This window comes from Paenibacillus ferrarius, from assembly GCF_002027705.1.
GTDB lineage: Bacteria > Bacillota > Bacilli > Paenibacillales > NBRC-103111 > Paenibacillus_E > Paenibacillus_E ferrarius.
The window spans coordinates 99,582-117,297 of sequence record NZ_MBTG01000008.1 but is presented as its reverse complement, the minus strand read 5'-3'; the positions used below and the strand labels follow the sequence as shown (position 1 = coordinate 117,297).

Annotated in this window: 17 protein-coding genes; 16 read left to right on the top strand and 1 reads right to left on the bottom strand. The window is 48.4% G+C overall.

Going from position 1 to position 17,716, the window contains the following annotated elements; all coding sequences use genetic code 11:
- The first annotated feature begins 536 nt into the window (after nucleotides 1-536).
- The 3 genes from BC351_RS10080 (at nucleotide 537) to BC351_RS10070 (ending at nucleotide 3,746) form a co-directional block, all read left to right on the top strand.
- A complete protein-coding gene (locus tag BC351_RS10080) occupies nucleotides 537-1,190 on the top strand; it encodes a FusB/FusC family EF-G-binding protein (RefSeq protein ID WP_079411379.1) in 654 nt (217 codons plus the stop codon).
- Nucleotides 1,191-1,356: 166 nt separating this feature from the next.
- Nucleotides 1,357-2,061 carry a hypothetical protein gene (locus BC351_RS10075; RefSeq protein ID WP_079411377.1) on the top strand — a complete coding sequence of 235 codons (705 nt, stop codon included), beginning with the start codon at nucleotides 1,357-1,359 and terminating at the stop codon, nucleotides 2,059-2,061.
- A gap of 149 nt (nucleotides 2,062-2,210) precedes the next feature.
- Nucleotides 2,211-3,746: an ADP-ribosylglycohydrolase family protein gene (locus BC351_RS10070; RefSeq protein ID WP_079411375.1), complete on the top strand. Its 1,536-nt coding sequence runs from the start codon at nucleotides 2,211-2,213 to the stop codon at nucleotides 3,744-3,746.
- A gap of 23 nt (nucleotides 3,747-3,769) precedes the next feature.
- Here BC351_RS10070 and BC351_RS10065 read toward each other — a convergent pair whose 3' ends face one another.
- Nucleotides 3,770-4,711: an AraC family transcriptional regulator gene (locus BC351_RS10065; RefSeq protein ID WP_158082044.1), complete on the bottom strand. Its 942-nt coding sequence runs from the start codon at nucleotides 4,709-4,711 to the stop codon at nucleotides 3,770-3,772.
- A 148-nt stretch (nucleotides 4,712-4,859) separates the two neighbouring features.
- Between BC351_RS10065 and BC351_RS10060 the strand changes: the two genes are divergently transcribed.
- The 13 genes from BC351_RS10060 to BC351_RS10005 all read left to right on the top strand — a co-directional run bounded on the left by BC351_RS10060 (nucleotide 4,860) and on the right by BC351_RS10005 (nucleotide 17,705).
- Nucleotides 4,860-5,741 carry a TolB family protein gene (locus BC351_RS10060; protein WP_079411370.1) on the top strand — a complete coding sequence of 294 codons (882 nt, stop codon included), beginning with the start codon at nucleotides 4,860-4,862 and terminating at the stop codon, nucleotides 5,739-5,741.
- A gap of 37 nt (nucleotides 5,742-5,778) precedes the next feature.
- A complete protein-coding gene (locus BC351_RS10055) occupies nucleotides 5,779-6,759 on the top strand; it encodes a formylglycine-generating enzyme family protein (protein ID WP_079411368.1) in 981 nt (326 codons plus the stop codon).
- A 24-nt stretch (nucleotides 6,760-6,783) separates the two neighbouring features.
- The gene (locus BC351_RS42160) at nucleotides 6,784-6,954 is read left to right on the top strand and encodes a hypothetical protein (protein ID WP_158082043.1); all 171 of its coding nucleotides are present in this window, start codon (nucleotides 6,784-6,786) and stop codon (nucleotides 6,952-6,954) included.
- A gap of 78 nt (nucleotides 6,955-7,032) precedes the next feature.
- On the top strand, nucleotides 7,033-8,115 hold the full coding sequence (locus BC351_RS10050; protein WP_079411366.1) for an MraY family glycosyltransferase: 1,083 nt from the start codon (nucleotides 7,033-7,035) through the stop codon (nucleotides 8,113-8,115).
- Nucleotides 8,105-8,533, top strand: coding sequence for a ribosomal maturation YjgA family protein (locus tag BC351_RS10045; protein WP_079411363.1), 429 nt, complete (start codon nucleotides 8,105-8,107; stop codon nucleotides 8,531-8,533). Before BC351_RS10050 ends, BC351_RS10045 begins: the two co-directional genes overlap by 11 nt.
- 569 nt (nucleotides 8,534-9,102) lie before the next feature.
- Entirely contained in the window at nucleotides 9,103-10,215 is a 1,113-nt protein-coding gene (locus BC351_RS10040) for an iron-containing alcohol dehydrogenase family protein (protein ID WP_079411360.1), read from the top strand.
- A gap of 33 nt (nucleotides 10,216-10,248) precedes the next feature.
- A complete protein-coding gene (locus tag BC351_RS10035; protein ID WP_144028336.1) occupies nucleotides 10,249-11,334 on the top strand; it encodes an ABC transporter substrate-binding protein in 1,086 nt (361 codons plus the stop codon).
- 34 nt (nucleotides 11,335-11,368) lie between these two features.
- Nucleotides 11,369-12,151: an ABC transporter permease subunit gene (locus tag BC351_RS10030; RefSeq protein WP_079411358.1), complete on the top strand. Its 783-nt coding sequence runs from the start codon at nucleotides 11,369-11,371 to the stop codon at nucleotides 12,149-12,151.
- 29 nt (nucleotides 12,152-12,180) lie between these two features.
- Nucleotides 12,181-13,386 (top strand): aminotransferase-like domain-containing protein, encoded by a 1,206-nt coding sequence (locus BC351_RS10025; RefSeq protein WP_079411356.1) that lies wholly within the window; start codon nucleotides 12,181-12,183, stop codon nucleotides 13,384-13,386.
- A gap of 24 nt (nucleotides 13,387-13,410) precedes the next feature.
- Nucleotides 13,411-13,872, top strand: a complete 462-nt coding sequence (locus BC351_RS10020; protein ID WP_079411354.1) for a GNAT family N-acetyltransferase — start codon at nucleotides 13,411-13,413, stop codon at nucleotides 13,870-13,872.
- Nucleotides 13,873-13,888: 16 nt separating this feature from the next.
- Nucleotides 13,889-14,953 carry an LLM class flavin-dependent oxidoreductase gene (locus BC351_RS10015; RefSeq protein ID WP_079411352.1) on the top strand — a complete coding sequence of 355 codons (1,065 nt, stop codon included), beginning with the start codon at nucleotides 13,889-13,891 and terminating at the stop codon, nucleotides 14,951-14,953.
- A gap of 491 nt (nucleotides 14,954-15,444) precedes the next feature.
- Nucleotides 15,445-16,599 (top strand): Gfo/Idh/MocA family protein, encoded by a 1,155-nt coding sequence (locus BC351_RS10010; RefSeq protein WP_079411350.1) that lies wholly within the window; start codon nucleotides 15,445-15,447, stop codon nucleotides 16,597-16,599.
- A gap of 26 nt (nucleotides 16,600-16,625) precedes the next feature.
- Nucleotides 16,626-17,705 carry a Gfo/Idh/MocA family protein gene (locus tag BC351_RS10005; protein WP_079411348.1) on the top strand — a complete coding sequence of 360 codons (1,080 nt, stop codon included), beginning with the start codon at nucleotides 16,626-16,628 and terminating at the stop codon, nucleotides 17,703-17,705.
- Nucleotides 17,706-17,716 lie beyond the last annotated feature (11 nt).

The following is a 17,716-nucleotide window of genomic DNA, read 5'->3' as shown; positions in this document are numbered from 1 at the left end:
TTGCGGTAAGCGACACTACTAGAGTTCGAATGAGCTGAGCTTTTTCTTAGAGTTCACGAGTGGGAGGGAACTATGATCCCTTATTTACCCTCAAAACAGCTATTTGGCTAGTCAGACGGAACTGAGGTACGCTATTTTGTCTACATTGCCGGGATTTCCCGGTAAAGAGGTGAAATAAGGGATCGTACTTCCCTTTCAGCTGCATATATCGGATTCTGAACCAATTAGCGGATCATAGTTCCTTTTCGCAAGGAAATGTCGAGAATCTTCTCATTCATTATTAAAAAAATACTTTCCATTGATCTAGCAGGCTAATTTTTTTATAATAGTCATATTCGGAACCGAGGGAGTTGGTAAAGATGGCAATGAACGATTGTCAGATTGGCACAGTCTCATGCAAAGCCTATTATAGAGGCGATACTTTGCATGGGCGTAATGTGAACGACGAATAATCGCCCATAACGCATATTTCGTTTCTAATAGTGGCTTTGCACCTTATTTCATTCAATTATTCATAAATAAGGGGCTGAACCAATATGTGTGATCCATTTATTAGAAACCACCAATATAATTTTATTAAAAAGCAAGCCGATTCACTGCTGAATGCTATTCGGACCAATGCCGATTCCAAAGTGCTGGCTTCGCTAAGATATTTTACAGAAACTAAACTTGACGAGCTGTTTCCGCTGGCTACTGAAGAGCAGAAACAAATGCTCAATCGTATTTCCACATTAGAAAAAACGGATGAGTTCCAATACTATATCAAGTCCTTAGAGCCTTATATCGTTGGATTTCCCCAAGCAACAGAGAAGCAGCTGCTTAAACTGTTTCCCAAGAATAAGAAACTAAAGATTCCTGACTTGTCGACCATCGACCATCGGTATGTAACCTATCTGAGTTGGATGGATATTGCTACGAATAAATTATTCATGGTCTATCATGCTAATGGGCAATTCATTGGCATTGAAGGCAGAGCTACGCCTACCAATAAGAAGAGCTTTTGTTTTGTTTGCAATCGGTATGAGGAGCTTGTGCTATTTTCGGCGACATCCAAAATACGGCCACCCAAGTCTTCGCCTGATTATTATAAAACGGTGGGCAATTATTTATGTATGAATAGCGCGGATTGCAACAAAAATATCTCCGATATTTCTGCTCTAGAAAAATTTATTGAATCCGTCAACGGATAGACCGCTCAACCTCGAATTCCACATACTGTGGATTCGAGGTTTTTTCGTGTGTTACTTAGGTAATTTTAAGCAAACATTTATCCAAGTTTCAGCTTTGCTTCAAATTTTGTTCATATTTGAAAAGTAAGATAGGGGTTGTACGAAAAGAGATAGGAGTGATTATTCAATGAAGGCGAATATGAAAAAAATGGCGGGTATTTGTGTACTGGTTCCTGTCTTACTAACGGGATGCGCTAGCGGCAGCCAGCCTGCAGATGGCAAAGCAGCAGCTGCAGCGAGCACGGCACAGCCTGCGCAGAACCAGGAGCAAGGCACCAAAAACGCTGCGAACAACGGGGCAAACCGGCCAGCTATGAGCACGGAGCAGCGTCAAATGTTCAGTACGATGCAGACGCTCCTTATGCTTGATAAAGCCGATGGCCTAGCGATAACGAAAGATCAAGCGCAGGTCATGCTGCCTGTGGCTGAGGAAGCTGTGACCAAAGGTGAACTCACCGATGACAACAAAACTAAGCTGCTGGAGAAACTAACAGACGCTCAGAAAAAATTCGTCGAAGACGCAGCGACACGTATGAATAACCGCGGCAACGGAAACGGTGGCAATGGCGGGCCAAATGGCGGCACGAATGGAGACAAAGGCAACGGCGGCGGAGGCAAACGCGGCAATGCAGCGGGAGATCCTGCTAAAGCGCCTGCGGCTAGCGCGAAACCGGACGCATCAGGAGGCAGCAGCACTGGTACGGGCAATGAGCAAGCGCCTGCCAAAGGGCAAGGAGATGGCAAAGGTCCAGCTGGCAACGGTGGCGGAAACCGCGGCTTCGGCGATCCAGGCAAGCAATTGGTAGAGCTGCTGCAAACCAAGTTGAAGTAGAAGGCTACATAAGGCCGCCTCAAAGGGATGGACAAAGTTGATGATTTGTAAGTCTGGGAACTAAGATTTCTTCATGTAGACTCAGCTTCTCGCCTGTTATACTCAGCTTAAATAAGCAAGCAAATCAAGGATAAGGCGGAGGAACAGAGATGAAGCTGAGTTTACAGACGTATAGATCGAAATTGATGGGCTGCTGGATTGGCAAAAATGTCGGTGGCACCCTAGGGGCTCCATTTGAATGCAAGCGTGGCGTATTTGATGTTGATTTTTACACCCAAGAGTTAAATGGAGAGCCTTTGCCTAATGATGATTTAGACCTCCAGCTTGTGTGGCTGAATGCTGTGGAGAAGTATGGCCGCAATGTGACGGCTTCTATTCTGGGTGAATACTGGCTTTCCTATATTGTTCCGAACTGGGGCGAATATGGCGCTGGCAAAAACAATCTCAGACAAGGCATCGTTCCACCTTTGTCAGGCTATGTGGACAATGTTTACCGCGACAGCAACGGCGCCTACATCCGCTCGGAAATTTGGGCGTGTCTTGCCCCGGGGAATCCCGATATTGCGGTCAAATACGCTTATGAAGATGCGATTGTTGATCATAGCCATGAAGGTGTATATGCTGAAGTGTTCTTTGCTGCCATTGAGAGCGCAGCCTTTGTGGAAAGCGACAGAAATAAACTGATCGAGATCGGTCTGTCGTATATTCCTGCTGAATCCGGTGTTGCCAAAGGTGTGGCATCTGCGATAGATGCGTATGAAAAAGGACTGACATGGCAGGAAGCTCGTATTCAAGTGATGTCGGATGTGCCAGGGAGCTTCGGGATTCTGGGGATGCTTACAGAGGATTTGCCGCAGGACGTTCCGATTGGCAAGATGGGCTATGATGCGCCGAGCAATGTGGGGATTACACTCATAGGCTGGTTGTATGGCGAAGGCGACTTCGGCAACAGCATTTGCATTGCCAATAACTGCGGGGAAGACACCGATTGCACAGCAGCCACGATTGGCTCAATTCTGGGCATCATCGGCGGGGCTGAAAGTATTCCAACCAAATGGACGGATCCTATTGGCGATAGCATTAAGACGCTGTGTCTTAATTTAGGCGATCAAGGTCTGCGCATTCCGAAAACTGTCGTTGAATTGACAGAACGGATTCTGCGTTTGGCGCCTTCGTTCTTGGGCAGTGAGCTTTGCGACGTGCTTTCAGGAGCGGAAGGGTATACGATTGCAATGAAAGAAGGCGCTCAATTGCAAAGCCAGCCAATGCGCGTGAATGCTTGGCTGAATCGCAGCTTCGCGGATAAGCTGGAACAAAGCCCCTTCCAAGTCCCTTACGATTTCACGATCTTCTCAGCGATTGTTGATTATCAGGAAGCGCCATTTGTTCAGGATGGAACAGCTAAGAAGATTAAACTGATCATCGACAATCAGTTGTTTATGCAGCAATGGCTGCAGATCAAATGGCATTTGCCGGCAGAATGGAGCATCTCGCCAGGTCCGAAGGTTGCTTCATCGCTGGAGAACTACCACTGCAATGTCGGCAGAACAGAGCTTGAATTCACGATCCAGCCTCAAGGCTTGCAGGAAGCCAGATATGATCTCATTGTCGAAATTACTTCACAAGGCCGGCCGACCAAAGGACTCATTCCGATAGTGCTTATGAACGGAGTACCGAAGGCATAATAGTTAAATTTTGTTGCTAAATCTTATATATCTCGAAATTGCTGGGGGCTGATGCCTTCCAGCTTTTTGAATATTCGGGAGAAATAATACGGATCCTGAAAGCCAACTTCCTCTGCGATATCGCGAATCATACGTGAAGTGCTGGTGAGCAGATGCTTCGCTTTTTGGATTTGCAGTTGATGAACATAGGAACCGATGGTCGTGCTTGCGTATTTTTTGAAAATTTGGCATAAATATTCGTAATTATGATGCAGGGCCTGCTCCAAATCTTCACTGGAGGGATTGGTCGTGTACGTTTCATCCAGCAGATTAACGAGCCGGCGGTAGAGCAAAAAAGTAGAAGAAACTTCGGCTTGCAAGTCCTTTTGGTCCAAAACATCTTGCGCAAGCAGCTCCAGGATTTGCCCAAGCAGCAGCGTAGCGCGATAGCGGAAATATCCTTTAGGAACATGAAATTGCTGATGTATTTTTTCGAAAAGCCCCAGCAGCTCATAACGATTAAACGGCTTGCTTTGCCGTGGGAGCAGTAGAAAGTCCATGTAACTGTCCGAATGGGATGTGCGGAGATCTTGCATCGCTGGGATGACGGCAGGATAGCGTTCAGCAGCGTCTTCCTTATGCAGGATCAACCCAGGGTCCGCAGCAAACTGCACCCAATAGAAGCCGCTTTGCGCACCAATGGGCTTCCAGCAGCCATGCTTTTCCCAAGGCATCAACAGGAATGTCTCACCGCTGCGCAGTTCCAGCCGCTCCTCGCCCACCTCTAAATACACAGGCCCTTCTGTGACCATAAGCAGCTCAAAAAAAGGGTTCGATTTCGGCCCGGCAAAATGTTCATTGCCAACTAATTCTGAAATCCATTTGACATCCAGTCTGGCTAAACGAGATAGCAGCAAATAATCCATGCAGACACCTTCAATTTCCCAAGTTTTCGTTTGAAGCCCTTTTATTATAGCATAGCCCAAGCCAGGCATTTCCCACTATCTTTCGTGGCTGGATTTGTCGAAATTCCCATAATCATGAGAAGGTTTTTGGCATTGAATCTTGAAATAATCAGTAAGCAAAGGTATACGAAGTAAAGATCCGAGTAGTATGATAAGGGGAAGATGAGACATGCCTGCAATTCATGAGCCTAACAAGAGTGAACACTGCAACGTAATCAGCAGGCTTGAAACCGTTGATTGCTTAACGGGAGAACGCATAGTTCACGCCGAATTCTACGACTTGATTGAAGCGCCGAATTGGACGCAAGACGGCAAACGACTCATTTATAACAGTCAAGGGCGAATTTATTCCTTTGATATCGCGAAGCGGGAGAGCACTTTGATCAATACGGGCTTTGCTCTGCGCTGCAACAATGATCATGTGTTGTCACCTGACAATTCGGCTATTGCAGTCAGCCATCATACGCAGGAGGATGGGCAATCCCGCATCTATACGCTTCCTTTGACAGGCGGCAATCCTGTCTTAATCACTCCTCTGGGACCAAGCTATCTGCATGGCTGGTCGCCGGAAGGCAGCGAATTGGCCTATTGCGCTGCGCGAAACGGTCAATATGATATTTACACCATTCCTGCAAACGGCGGTGTGGAAACACAGTTGACGGATGCTCCTGGTCTTAACGATGGCCCTGAATATGCGCCAGATGGCCAACATATATGGTTTAATTCCGTGCGTACGGGACTTATGCAGGTGTGGCGCATGAAAAGGGACGGCAGCGAGCAGACCCAGATGACGTTCGATGAGAGCAATAACTGGTTCCCTCATGTTTCCCCGAACGGTGAATCCGTCGCCTTTATATCGTATAACAAAGGGGATGTCGCTCCAGGAGATCATCCACCGAACAAGCATGTCGGGATTCGCTTGATGTCCAGCCAAGGCGGGGATTCCTATCCATTAGTTAACCTATTTGGAGGACAAGGTACGCTGAATGTCAACTCTTGGTCGCCGGACAGCCGTCAATTGGCTTTTGTAAGTTATGAAATCAAGGAGTAATCCAGTCGCTAATTCATGATGAGAAAGGAAACTTGCTATGGAAACAAATATGTCAGCCTGCTGCTCAGCAAGCCGCAATTCAACCGCGCAGGCGCAGCAATCCGACTCTCCCGATGCTCAGATCGAGCCAAGGAACGATGCCCCGGCATCAAACAGGGAAAACATGGTTTTGCTAAATGGCGGTACCTTTCTGATGGGGACAGATGATCAGGAAGGCTTCCCTTCGGATGGTGAAGGGCCGATCCGTGAAGTTACGCTTAAGCCTTTCTATATAGATCCCTGCGCGGTAACGAATGCGGAGTTCAAGCAGTTCATAGATCAAACGGGGTATAAAACGGAGGCGGAAGCCTTCGGTTGGTCTTTTGTTTTTCATTTGTTCGTATCCGAAGCAACAGCTCGAAATGTGAAAACGACCGTCCAGCAAACACCTTGGTGGTGGGTCGTGGAAGGTGCGGATTGGCAGCATCCGGAAGGTCCCGATTCCGATCTTGCAGAGCGAATGGATCATCCCGTAATTCACGTATCTTGGAACGATGCCATGGCGTATTGCAAGTGGGCCGGGAAACGGCTGCCGACAGAAGCAGAGTGGGAATTCGCTGCTCGCGGCGGCTTGACCAAAAAGCGCTATCCGTGGGGAGACGAGCTGAAGCCGGGCGGCAAGCATATGTGTAATATTTGGCAGGGGAAGTTCCCAGATAAAAATAATAAAAGTGACGGCTATGCCGGAACTGCGCCTGTACGGGCATTCGAGCCAAATGGCTTCGGCTTATATAATGTATCGGGCAATGTGTGGGAATGGTGTTCTGACTGGTTCAGCCCAACCTATCATGCCAAAGGCAAGCGAGACAACCCTTCCGGTCCGCCGAAAGGAGAAGCGCGCTCGATGCGTGGCGGCTCCTACCTCTGCCATCGTTCTTACTGCAACAGGTATCGTGTGGCAGCCCGCAGCAAAAATACACCGGACAGCTCCACGGGGAATATCGGTTTCCGGTGTGCTGCTGACGTTTCTATTACATAGGGTTGTAAAGGTGGCTGGATAACATTGATTAGATGTAAAACTTGTTCGAAAATGACGGAGCTTCAATTGCACCGCTGCACCCATTGCGGCGTCATTCTTTCCTATTCCGTTGCGGAGAAATTCGATATGCTGGCTGAATCCGTTGAAAATGCTTTGAAGAAGGAACTGGAACAAAGAAGAAAGCAGAAACATTAGGAATGCGTAAAACCTCGATTTACATGACGAATGGAATTGAGGTTAAACACATAACGATTGATAAGGGGTTGATCAAATTTGTTAGTTTCTTCGTTAGCGGCTGTACTTACTTCCGGTGTTATTTTGGTGCTCATCATGCCATGGATTAGGCGGCTGTCGGTTGCCATAGGGGCTGTAGCTGTTCCCAACCACCGGACCATGCACGACAGCGTTATGCCTCGGTTGGGAGGGCTGGCGATATTCCTTTCATTTATGTCGGCAATCGCTATATTTTACTCGAAATTAGTGCCTGCGCTTCCCGGATTCTGGGCGCTGCTCATCGCTGCTTGTGTCATTGAGCTGGTGGGGGTGCTTGATGATGTCTACACGTTATCGGCCAAATGGAAAATGCTAGGGCAGTTGATTGCTGCCTCGATCGTAGCGTTCTCGGGATTCACGATTGACCAAATTCATATTCCATTTGCTTACGACATTTATTTCCCAGGCTGGTTCTCTATTCTGCTGACCATTTTTTGGATTGTAGGATTAATTAATGCCTTGAATTGGATCGATGGATTGGATGGTCTTGCCACAGGGATTGCCGGTATTTCTTGTCTCTCTCTTGGCATCATCGCTGCTATAACCGGCAACATTCCTGTTTTGATTATCAGCTTGACGCTGCTAGGGAGCTTGGCTGGATTTTATTTGTTTAATTCTGAGCCTGCTTCAATTTTTATGGGCGAGTCCGGCTCTGCATTTCTTGGATTTGTACTAGCTGTCTTATCCATACTGGGGTTCAAGCAGGCTGTATTCGTTTCATTTATTATCCCTTTGCTTATACTGGGTGTTCCTATTCTGGATACGCTGCTTGCTATGGTAAGGCGCGGATTGCAAGGCCGCCCTCTGTATGAGGCAGATCGCGGCCATGTCCATCACCGATTGACTGATCTTGGCGTTAGCCGTCGCCGCACGGTGTATACGCTATATGCGGTTTCAGCCTTTTTGGGCATTTGCGCCATTATACTGACCAAAGCATCCAATTCAGCGATTACGCTTGTGATGCTGTTATTATTGGTCGCTTTATTAATTCTTGCAGGTGCGCAATTAGTTGGAATTATGAAAGGCAAGCGTTCCTTTTATCAAGTATTTCGGAAATTAAGACGTGTTCGTGATGAGAAATAACGATTCGGATGACCCGTTTCGTCTGAAGAAACGTCTTTGGTATGTGGCCCTTGTTCTCATAACGATAGGCTTGGGCTTAAGCTCTAGAAAGTTCTCGCAGGCATTACCTAGTTTCATTGCCAGCCATGCAGGTGATATGCTCTGGGCGAGTATGGTCTACTTTGGGTTTCGATGCCTGTTCGTGAAGAAGAGCCTTATTTGGGCTGCTGCGTTGAGTTTGATTTTCAGCTATGCCATTGAATTTAGTCAGATGTATCAAGCAGAGTGGCTTGTTGACCTCAGGCAGACTGTCGTGGGTTCCCTCGTTCTGGGGAAAGGATTTCTTAAAGTTGATTTGATCAGATATGCTTTGGGAATCATGCTCGCTTATTGTGTGGATATCCTTTGGTTAAAAAGCAGGGAAGATTCGCTTACTTAAATCAAATCATGGAAGGGGCTGCCCCTTAAGTAGACAAACCTACTTGAGGGCAGCTCTTTTTGCGCACCATACGGTTTCCGAAACCGGCTGTTTGGCGAACAAGCCTGCCTCTACGCGTGGTTGCTCTTCTTTGAATGGCCTCGATAGAGGGCTTCTCATGGACTCCTTCCACCTCTAGCCACGGTTATATCTCACAAACCTGCAATTGTGCATCTTTTTTGCTCCGCTAATAGCCTCAATCACGAAATTCCTGCAATTGTGCATGTTTCTGCGGTTGATTCTGGATTTGGGGCTGGAAAAGCTGGAAATACATGCACAATTGCAGGAATTTCCACTTTTTAGCCCAATTCGTCCGAAAATTCCTGCACATCCGCAGGTTTTTTGCGATCGGTAGGGTCCCAATCAACGGTTATTTGTCATGCCCCTGTAGTGAATAGAACAATTCTATTAAAGAATAGGAAACATCAATTAGACGAGGAGAGGGTCAGATGGTACAGTATGGAAATAAATCCGATATAAACGATGTGAATTATGAGGATAAACCAACCGTGTGAAAGGAGATATGAAGTATGATTTCGTTTAAAGCACCGGAGCGTTATTGGAATGAGTCGGACATTTTATCAAAAAGCGGAGTGCTCATTGCTCCACTAGGTCGGAAAGCGCTCATTATTGCGGGCAGAAATTCGTTGGAGGCCATTCAGACTTCGTCTTTTCTCACAAGTCTGCAGGCGTCGGAAATCATCTATTCCATCGCGGTATTTAGCGGGAAGGTGACAACAACAGAGATTCAGACCTACTCTAATATCGCGGCGGAAAAGCAAGTTGATGTCATTATTGGCATCGGCGGCGGCAAAGCCTTGGATCTCTCCAAAGCTGTCGGGGAAAGGTTAGAAGTTCCAGTAGTGGCCGTTCCAACGATTGCGGCAACTTGCGCTTCATGGGCTGCACTATCGGTACTGTACGATGAGTTAGGCCGCTCTTCTTCGTATTTGCTTTTGAAACGCTCACCGGCCATCGTGTTGGCAGATCTTCGTATTTTGGCTGCTGCTCCCAAGCGCTATCTGGCTTCTGGCATTGGAGATACCCTGGTGAAATGGTATGAAACGGTGGTCAATCACAATGAGGAGCCCGAAGGCTTGGATATTCGCATAGCCACGCAGACGGCCAAACTTGCGCTCGAACGGCTGAAGACGCATGCGCTGCAAGCCTACGAAGCTGCAGGCACTGGGGTAGTAACGCCCGCTTTCAAGGAGGCAGTTGACGCCGTCATTGTGCTGGCAGGCTTAGCGGGAAGTACGCAAGGATCAACGCCCAGAGCCGGGATTGCCCATGCGATTCACAATAGCTTGACGTTTATCCCGGAAACGAGCGGGACGCTCCATGGCGAGAAGGTCGCTTTCGGATTACTCGCACAGGTTGTTTTGGAGGGACGAGGAGAGGCTGAAATTCAAGAGCTTGCTGCTCTGCTCCATCAATTGGGATTGCCGCTTACGCTGAAAGAACTAGGCATAGTGGAGGATTCCGAGCCAATTGCCATCGCAATTGCGAAAGGCGTCCAGCTCCGCAAGGAAGCGATTCAAGGTTTATCTTTTGCCGTGAATGAAGCAAGCCTCGCGCAAGCCATTCTATCAGCGGATAGGTGGGGGCAGCGAATTATCAAGTCTGCCTATGTGAACCTTTAAATAATTTATACATAAAAGGGGAGTTAACCACACATGTCGATAGCCAAAAAGAGAGTTAGTTTAGCCATGATTTCATTATTTATAGCTGCTTTGGCGGCAGGCTGTGCCAATCAAGCCACCTCATCTGGAGATGCCAAAACGTCAAGTCCCCCTGCTGCTTCACCTTCAGCCGCTGCGAAGTCTACTGCGGCAGCGCCTGCGGTTGATCTAAGCAAAGTAAACTTGCGAGTCGGTCAAACAGGGTGGAATAGCTTGGAGATTGGCTTTAAGGAAGCTGGTCTTACAGATACCCCGTATAAGCTGCAATTCAGCGTCTTCCAGGGCGGGAATCTGCAATTGGAAGCGATGGCTGCCAACAACCTGGATTTGGGTTCAACAAGTGAAATCCCGCCTATTTTTGCTTCCCAAGCAGCGAACGGCGGCAATTTCAAAGTGATCGCTTCCTTTGAATCAACGACGCTCAACCAAGAAATCGTGATTCCCAAAGGTTCTCCGATCAAAAGCGTCGCCGAGCTGAAGGGAAAGAAAGTCGCTTACGTTAATGCGACAACAGCCCACTACTTTTTAGTCAAAATCCTGCAAAATGCCGGTCTGTCCTGGTCTGATATTGAAGCCGTTCCGCTCTCAACCTCCGATGGGCTTAGCGCTTTGATCAGCGGCAAAGTAGATGCGTTGGCCAGCTATGGGAATGCCATTATCTCCGCGCACCAGAATGGAGCTGCGGAGCTGGCAAGCGCCAAGGATATTCTGTCGGGGAATTTCTTGTATGAGGCTACCCCCGATGCCATTAACGATCCCGCCAAGCATGCCGCTATTGTAGATTTTTTAGGCAGGTTGAATAAATTTTATGCATGGACACGCAACAATCAGCAAAAATGGGCAGAAATTACGGCAGCCAATACGAAGCAGCCCGTGGAGCAGGCATTGGACACTCTCAAAAAGGGAGAGATTCAGCGCCCCTCTAAGATATCCTCCAATTTCGACAAAGCGATTGCGTCGGAGCAGGATGTCGCCGATGCGCTCACTAGCGTTGGGCTGTTAAAGAGCAAAATTGATGTCAGTGCAACTTGGAGCAGAGCTTTTGAAGAAGAATTGAAAAAAATAACCACAACGCCGTAGGAAAAGCCAAGCAGCGAAAGGTAGGTGAGCAGAAGTGAAAGAGTCAAAGGGAAGAGAACGTTTCTATGTCGTCGCTCCTTGGATTATCCCTATTCTATTAGTTCTGGCCTGGCATGTTCTGACGACGACGGGGATTATTGGCGCGAATGTATTGCCACAGCCTTTGAAGGTTCTAAGTATTTTTGCGGCCATGCTGAAATCAGGGGAATTGCTGACCCACATAGCCATTAGCTCGAAAAGGGCGCTTAGCGGGCTGCTTATAGGTGGAAGCATTGGGTTCCTGCTGGGCTTGTTGAACGGTTTTTCTCGTGTCGCGGAGAAGCTGGCGGATTCATCGATTCAGATGGTTCGCACCATTCCGCATCTTTCCTTAATTCCGCTGGTCATTATCTGGTTTGGGATTGATGAACCGGCGAAGCTTGTGCTGGTGTCCTTGGGTGTCTTCTTTCCCGTATACCTCAATACGTTCCATGGGATTCGTTCGATCGATGTGGGTCTTATTGAAATGGGCAAAGTGTATGGCCTCAATCGCCTCGCTTTGTATTGGCACATCATTTTGCCGGGGGCGCTGCCTTCCATCTTGGTTGGACTTCGATACGCCTTGGGGATTATGTGGCTTACGCTTATTGTTGCAGAAACGGTTGCTGCCAAATCAGGGCTAGGCTACATGGCGATGAATGCACGGGAATTTTTCCAAATGGATGTCATTGTGTTAAGTATTCTGATCTATGCTTTGCTTGGTAAATTATCGGACAGTGCCGCGAAATTATTGGAAAAATGGTGGCTGGCGTGGAATCCCAACTACGTTAGACCCTAAATACAAACAGGTGGAGGAACGAACGAACGATGTCGCAAACAGTAGACTCCTTTTCTTTTGCCAAACGGATACCGGCAACCCCATCCATTGGCAGCACGACGGTCACGAAGCAGGATCATGTACATTTATCCTTTGGCTTCGCTGCGCCGCATTTATTCCCCATCGAACAGCTTTCCCAATCGGCCGCAGAGGCGGTCACGCTGCATGGGAGGAAGGCCTTGCAATATTCAGGCTCTGTTGGTCCTGGGCAAATTCTGAAGTGGATTCAGGCACGCTCCCAAGTGCATGGCATCCATGTAGAGCTTGATCAAATTTTGGTGACCTATGGCTCAACGCAGGGCATCGATTTGGCGACGAGAATTCTTGTTGAGCCCGGGGATCACGTCTGGGTGGAGTCTCCTTCTTTCTTCAGCGCGCTGCAAGCTTTTCGAACGGCTGAGGCGGAAATCACGTCTTTTCCGATTGATGAAGAAGGCGTTCGTGTAGATTTGATTGAGCATGCCTTGCTGAATGCCAAGCAGAATGGCAAACCGCTGCCCAAGTTTCTATACACGATGCCAACCTATCATAATCCTGGCGGTGTCACGTTATCTGTTGAACGTAGAAAGCGACTTGTGCAGCTTGCGGAAATTTATAATTTTTTTATTTTGGAAGACGACGCTTACTCCGAACTGAATTTTACAGGCAACCGGTACCCACCGCTTTACACGTTATTTCCGGAGAGAGTCATTTACCTCAATACGTTTTCCAAGATCATTGCGCCTGGGCTTCGTCTCGGTTGGATCTTTGCAGACTCCAATGTGATTGCCAAAATAAAGCTGCTGAATCTAGGCGGCAGCATCGGTGTATTTACGCAGGAAATCGTCGCGAAGCTATTGGACGGTTTTGCTTTTCAGGAGCATGTGGACAGCTTGATCGACCATTACCGTCAGCAAAGGGACGTTATGGCCAATGCGGTGAAGAATAGCTTCGGCGAGCATGTCACATTTCATCTTCCAGAGGGAGGTTTCTATATCTGGCTTCGTTTCGCGGATGAAGTGAATACAAGCGACTTCTTGGAGGATGCGGCCAATCGAGGCGTGAGCTTCGTGGATGGCAAGAGCTTCTATGTCAATCCGGAGGGCTTTCAGTACGCTAGGCTCTGTTTCAGTTATGTGAGCGAAGATCAGATTGTTCGCGGGGTGCAGAGCTTCGCAGATGCTTATTTTGCTTACATCAATAAAGCTGTTTCCTAATTATAAAAGAGGTGAATGTAACCGATGATTTCTATCATAACGGCTGCCAAAGAAGATATCCGAGCAAGTGAATCTGAGCAATTAATACGCGAGCTAAGCGAAGAATTGGGACGGCTCTATGATTCTGACGGGACCGCTGGCTTCCAAGCTTCCGATGTGGAGGTGCCTCGTTCGGCTTTCATCGTTGCGCGGTCGGAGGGGCACCCGGTAGGCTGCGGTGCTTTGCGTCCGATCAACGAAACGACGGTTGAGGTCAAACGCATGTACACGCGTCCCGATTTTCGCCGTAAGGGCGTAGCTCAAGCTATTTTGGCCGAAGCGGAACGGCTTGCACTTGAGTACGGCTATACCAGCATCAAGCTGCAAACGGGACCCAAACAACCGGAAGCTGCTGCGCTCTATGAACGAGTGGGCTACTATCGCGTGCCTATTTATAGCGGGAATTGGGACTTAGTGCTGGCTTACCAAAAGGATTTGCAACGCTGAAGGGAGATAACCGATAATGAAATTCGCTTTATTCAGTCTTATGATGAATCTCCCTAATGCCTTAACTGGTGAAACACTGACAACACGTCAGAAATTCGAAAATGTACTCAAGCAGGCTGAGCTTGCCGAGGAGCTGGGATTTGAAGCCTATGGCGTAGGGGAGCGGCACGGAGAGCCATTCCTGTCTTCCTCGCCAGCTGTTGTTTTGACAGCGATTGCTGCGAGAACCTCAACAATTCGGCTGTTGACGACGGTAACCGTGCTCAGTGTGCTTGACCCCGTCAGGGTCGCGGAGGATTATGCGACACTGGATCATCTATCCGACGGCCGGTTGGAGCTCATCATCGGGAAAGGGAATGATCCTCGCCACTATCCGCTATTTGGAATTACCGAGGAGGAGCAGTGGGACTCGCTCGCCGAGCGTTATGCGCTGCTCAAAAGGCTATGGGAAGAGGAAAATGTCACTTGGGAAGGACGATATCGCACCCCGCTTAATGGCGTGACGACTCAGCCAAGGCCTTTTCAGAAGCCGATTCCCATTTGGCATGGCAGCGCGTCGAGCCAGCTTTCTACAGAGCTTGCGGCGAAATATGGCGAGCCTATTTTCTCCTCGAATACGTTTCATCCACAGGCGAAGTATAAAGCGCTTATTGATCATTATCGCGAGCGTTTAGCTCATTATGGGCATGATCCGGCCAAAGCCGTCGTGGGCTCAGGCTTCGGAAGCTTATATTTGGCGAATACCTCGGAGGAAGCTATCAAGCGTTACCGCCCTTATTACGATGCCTTCCGGGCAACCGCTTCTGCTCAGCATAATAACTCGCCCTTCAAGGATTTGGAGGACAATATTCAGAATGGTCCTGTACTCGTTGGCAGCTCGGAGCAAGTGATCGAGAAGATTCTGAACTACCAAGCCGCATATGGACATCAGGTGCTGAGCATCAGTGTTGACGGGTTAACCGAAGCAGAGCAGCGCGAGCAGGTCGAACGGTTTGCGACCGAAGTGATGCCGGTGCTGCGCCGTGAGGTGCCCAGCACGGTATGGGAGAATCGGCCGTCACTCGTGCAGGCGACAGGCTGAGCTGTTTGCCGCATGAGCGAACACGAGATATAAGCTAAAACTAGACCCCTGAAACCCGTCTATGGAGCAGCGCCGCTGGCGCGTACTCCGTGAAACGTGGATTCGGGGGTTGTTTGCCATGCGAAAATATGGTGAAAAGGGAACTGGGTTCCGCTAATTGGCAAATAATAAGCGAAATTGGAGTGAAGAGGAACTGGAATCCGCTATTTCTATGTAAACTGCCTATTTGCAGGCAGAATCAGTAAAATAGCGTACCCTAGTTCCTCTTGTGCATCTATTTGAACCAGATGGAGCTAAATAGCGTACTCCAGTTCCGTTTCAGGTATGAGCGTCCTTGTCTTTGGGAATGCGCAGTCCAATTTGCATCCTAGTCTGAAGGCTGACGTTGAGAGGAAAACCGCAAAATAGTGGCATTTTTACACAAAGTCACGTCACTTTTGAAACCGTATTCTTGATACACTGGTACCAAGAAGCCAAAGGGGGATGAAGAGATGCTCAAAGTAGCCATAGTTGGTTCCGGAGCGATTGCCGCCGCACATATTGAAGCCTATTTGCAATTTCCCGAGCGCTGTACGATTGTTGCGATAAGCGATATCTATGAGGATAAAGCGCAAGCGCGCATCGAGCAATACAAGCTGAACGCGAAGGCAGTTAAGGATTATAAGACCTTGCTTGTCGATGGAATTGATCTCGTTTCGATATGTACGCCTCCTTATACACATGCTTCCCTGACTGTAGAGTTTCTTGAAGCGGGGTCACACGTTATCGTGGAGAAACCGATGGCATCCTCCCTGGAAGAATGCGATCTCATGAATGAGGCAGCCAAGCGGACAGGTAAATTAGTATCAGTAGTCGCGCAGAACCGGTTCAAGACGCCGATGATGAAAATGAAATCGGTCCTCGAAAGCGGTCTGATGGGCAAGGTTTTGCATGTTCAAGTGGATTCCTTCTGGTGGCGAGGCCATTCGTATTACGATCTGTGGTGGCGTGGCACTTGGGAAAAGGAAGGCGGCGGACCTACGCTGAATCACGCGGTGCATCATATCGACGCATTGCTTTGGATGATGGGCAGCCCGTGCGAAGTGCAGGCATTCATGAGCAATGTTGCGCATGATAATGCGGAGGTCGAGGATATTTCCATCGCGATGCTGCGCTATCCAGACGGCTCGCTGGGCCAGCTGACAAGCTCGGTCGTGCATCACGGCGAAGAGCAGCAGTTGATATTCCAAGGAGCGCATGCCCGTGTCTCCACGCCTTGGAAAGTTAAAGCTTCCAGCGCGTTGACCAATGGGTTCCCAGCAGCAAATCCTGAACTCGAAGCTGAATTGCAGGCTTATTATGAGGCATTGCCTGACGTGGCATACGAGGGACATGCGGGTCAAATTGACAATGTGCTGACAGCGATTGAAAGCGGTGCAGCGTTATTAATAGACGGCTATAGCGGTCGGAAGACGCTTGAATTCATTACGGCTATTTACAAATCGGCCAGTACCGGACAGCTTGTGAAACTTCCGATTGGACCGGAGGATGCTTTTTATACACGTGAAGGTGTGCAATTAAATGCCACTCATTTCTACGAGAAGCAAACGTCGATAGAAAATTTCGCAGCAAACAGTTCCATCTCAACAGGAAGCAACTATAAATAATAACATAGAATAGGGGATTAACGATTATGCAAAAAAGTGACGGAATGAATTATGCGCCCATCGGTACCTTCAAGTCAGTGTGTCAGCCTGGAGAATTTATTTTCGCGGCAGCAGCCTTGGATCATGGGCATATTTATGGAATGTGCAATGGCTTGAAAGAAGCCGGCGGTGAATTAAAATGGGTCTATGATCCTGATCCGGCCAAGGTAGACAAGTTCGTGAGCACGTATCCGGGAGTGCGTGCTGCCGCATCCTTGGATGAAATTCTGCAGGATACGGATGTCAAACTTGTAGCCAGTGCTGCTATTCCATCCGATCGAGGTCCGCTTGGATTAAAGGTTATGTCCAGCGGGAAAGACTATTTCACGGATAAAGCGCCGTTCACCACACTAGAGCAGCTGGAAGCGGCTCGTGCCAAGGTTGCGGAAACAGGCCAGAAGTTTGCTGTGTACTACAGCGAGCGGTTGCATGTTGAAAGCTCGATCTACGCGGGTCAATTGATTGAACAAGGGGCGATTGGCCGAGTCCTCCAAGTCATTGGTCTTGGACCCCACCGGATTAGCTTATCCAGTCGACCGGATTGGTTTTTCAATCGGGAGCAGTTTGGCGGTATTTTGTGTGATATCGGAAGTCATCAAATCGAGCAGTTTCTGTTTTTTACAGGGGCCAAGGACGCCAAGGTTGTTCATAGTAAGGTCGCGAATTATAACTATCCGCAGCATCCTACGTTTGAAGATTTCGGCGATGCAACCTTAATCGGAGACAATGGAGCGACGGGGTACTTCCGTGTAGATTGGATGACGCCGGACGGGCTCAGCACATGGGGGGATGGGCGTTTGACCATTCTAGGAACAGAAGGTTACATTGAGCTTCGCAAATATGTAGACATTGCCAGAGATCAGACGGGTGATCATGTGTATCTGGTCAATAAAGATGGGGAGCAGCATTTTGCAGTCAAAGGGCAAGTTGGTTTCCCTTATTTCGGCCAACTGATTCTTGATTGTCTGAATCGCACAGAGCTTGCTATGACGCAGGAGCATACGTTCAAGGCAGCGGAATTATGTTTAATTGCGCAGCGCGATGCGATTCATCTAACACAAGGATAATCTGGGTATTC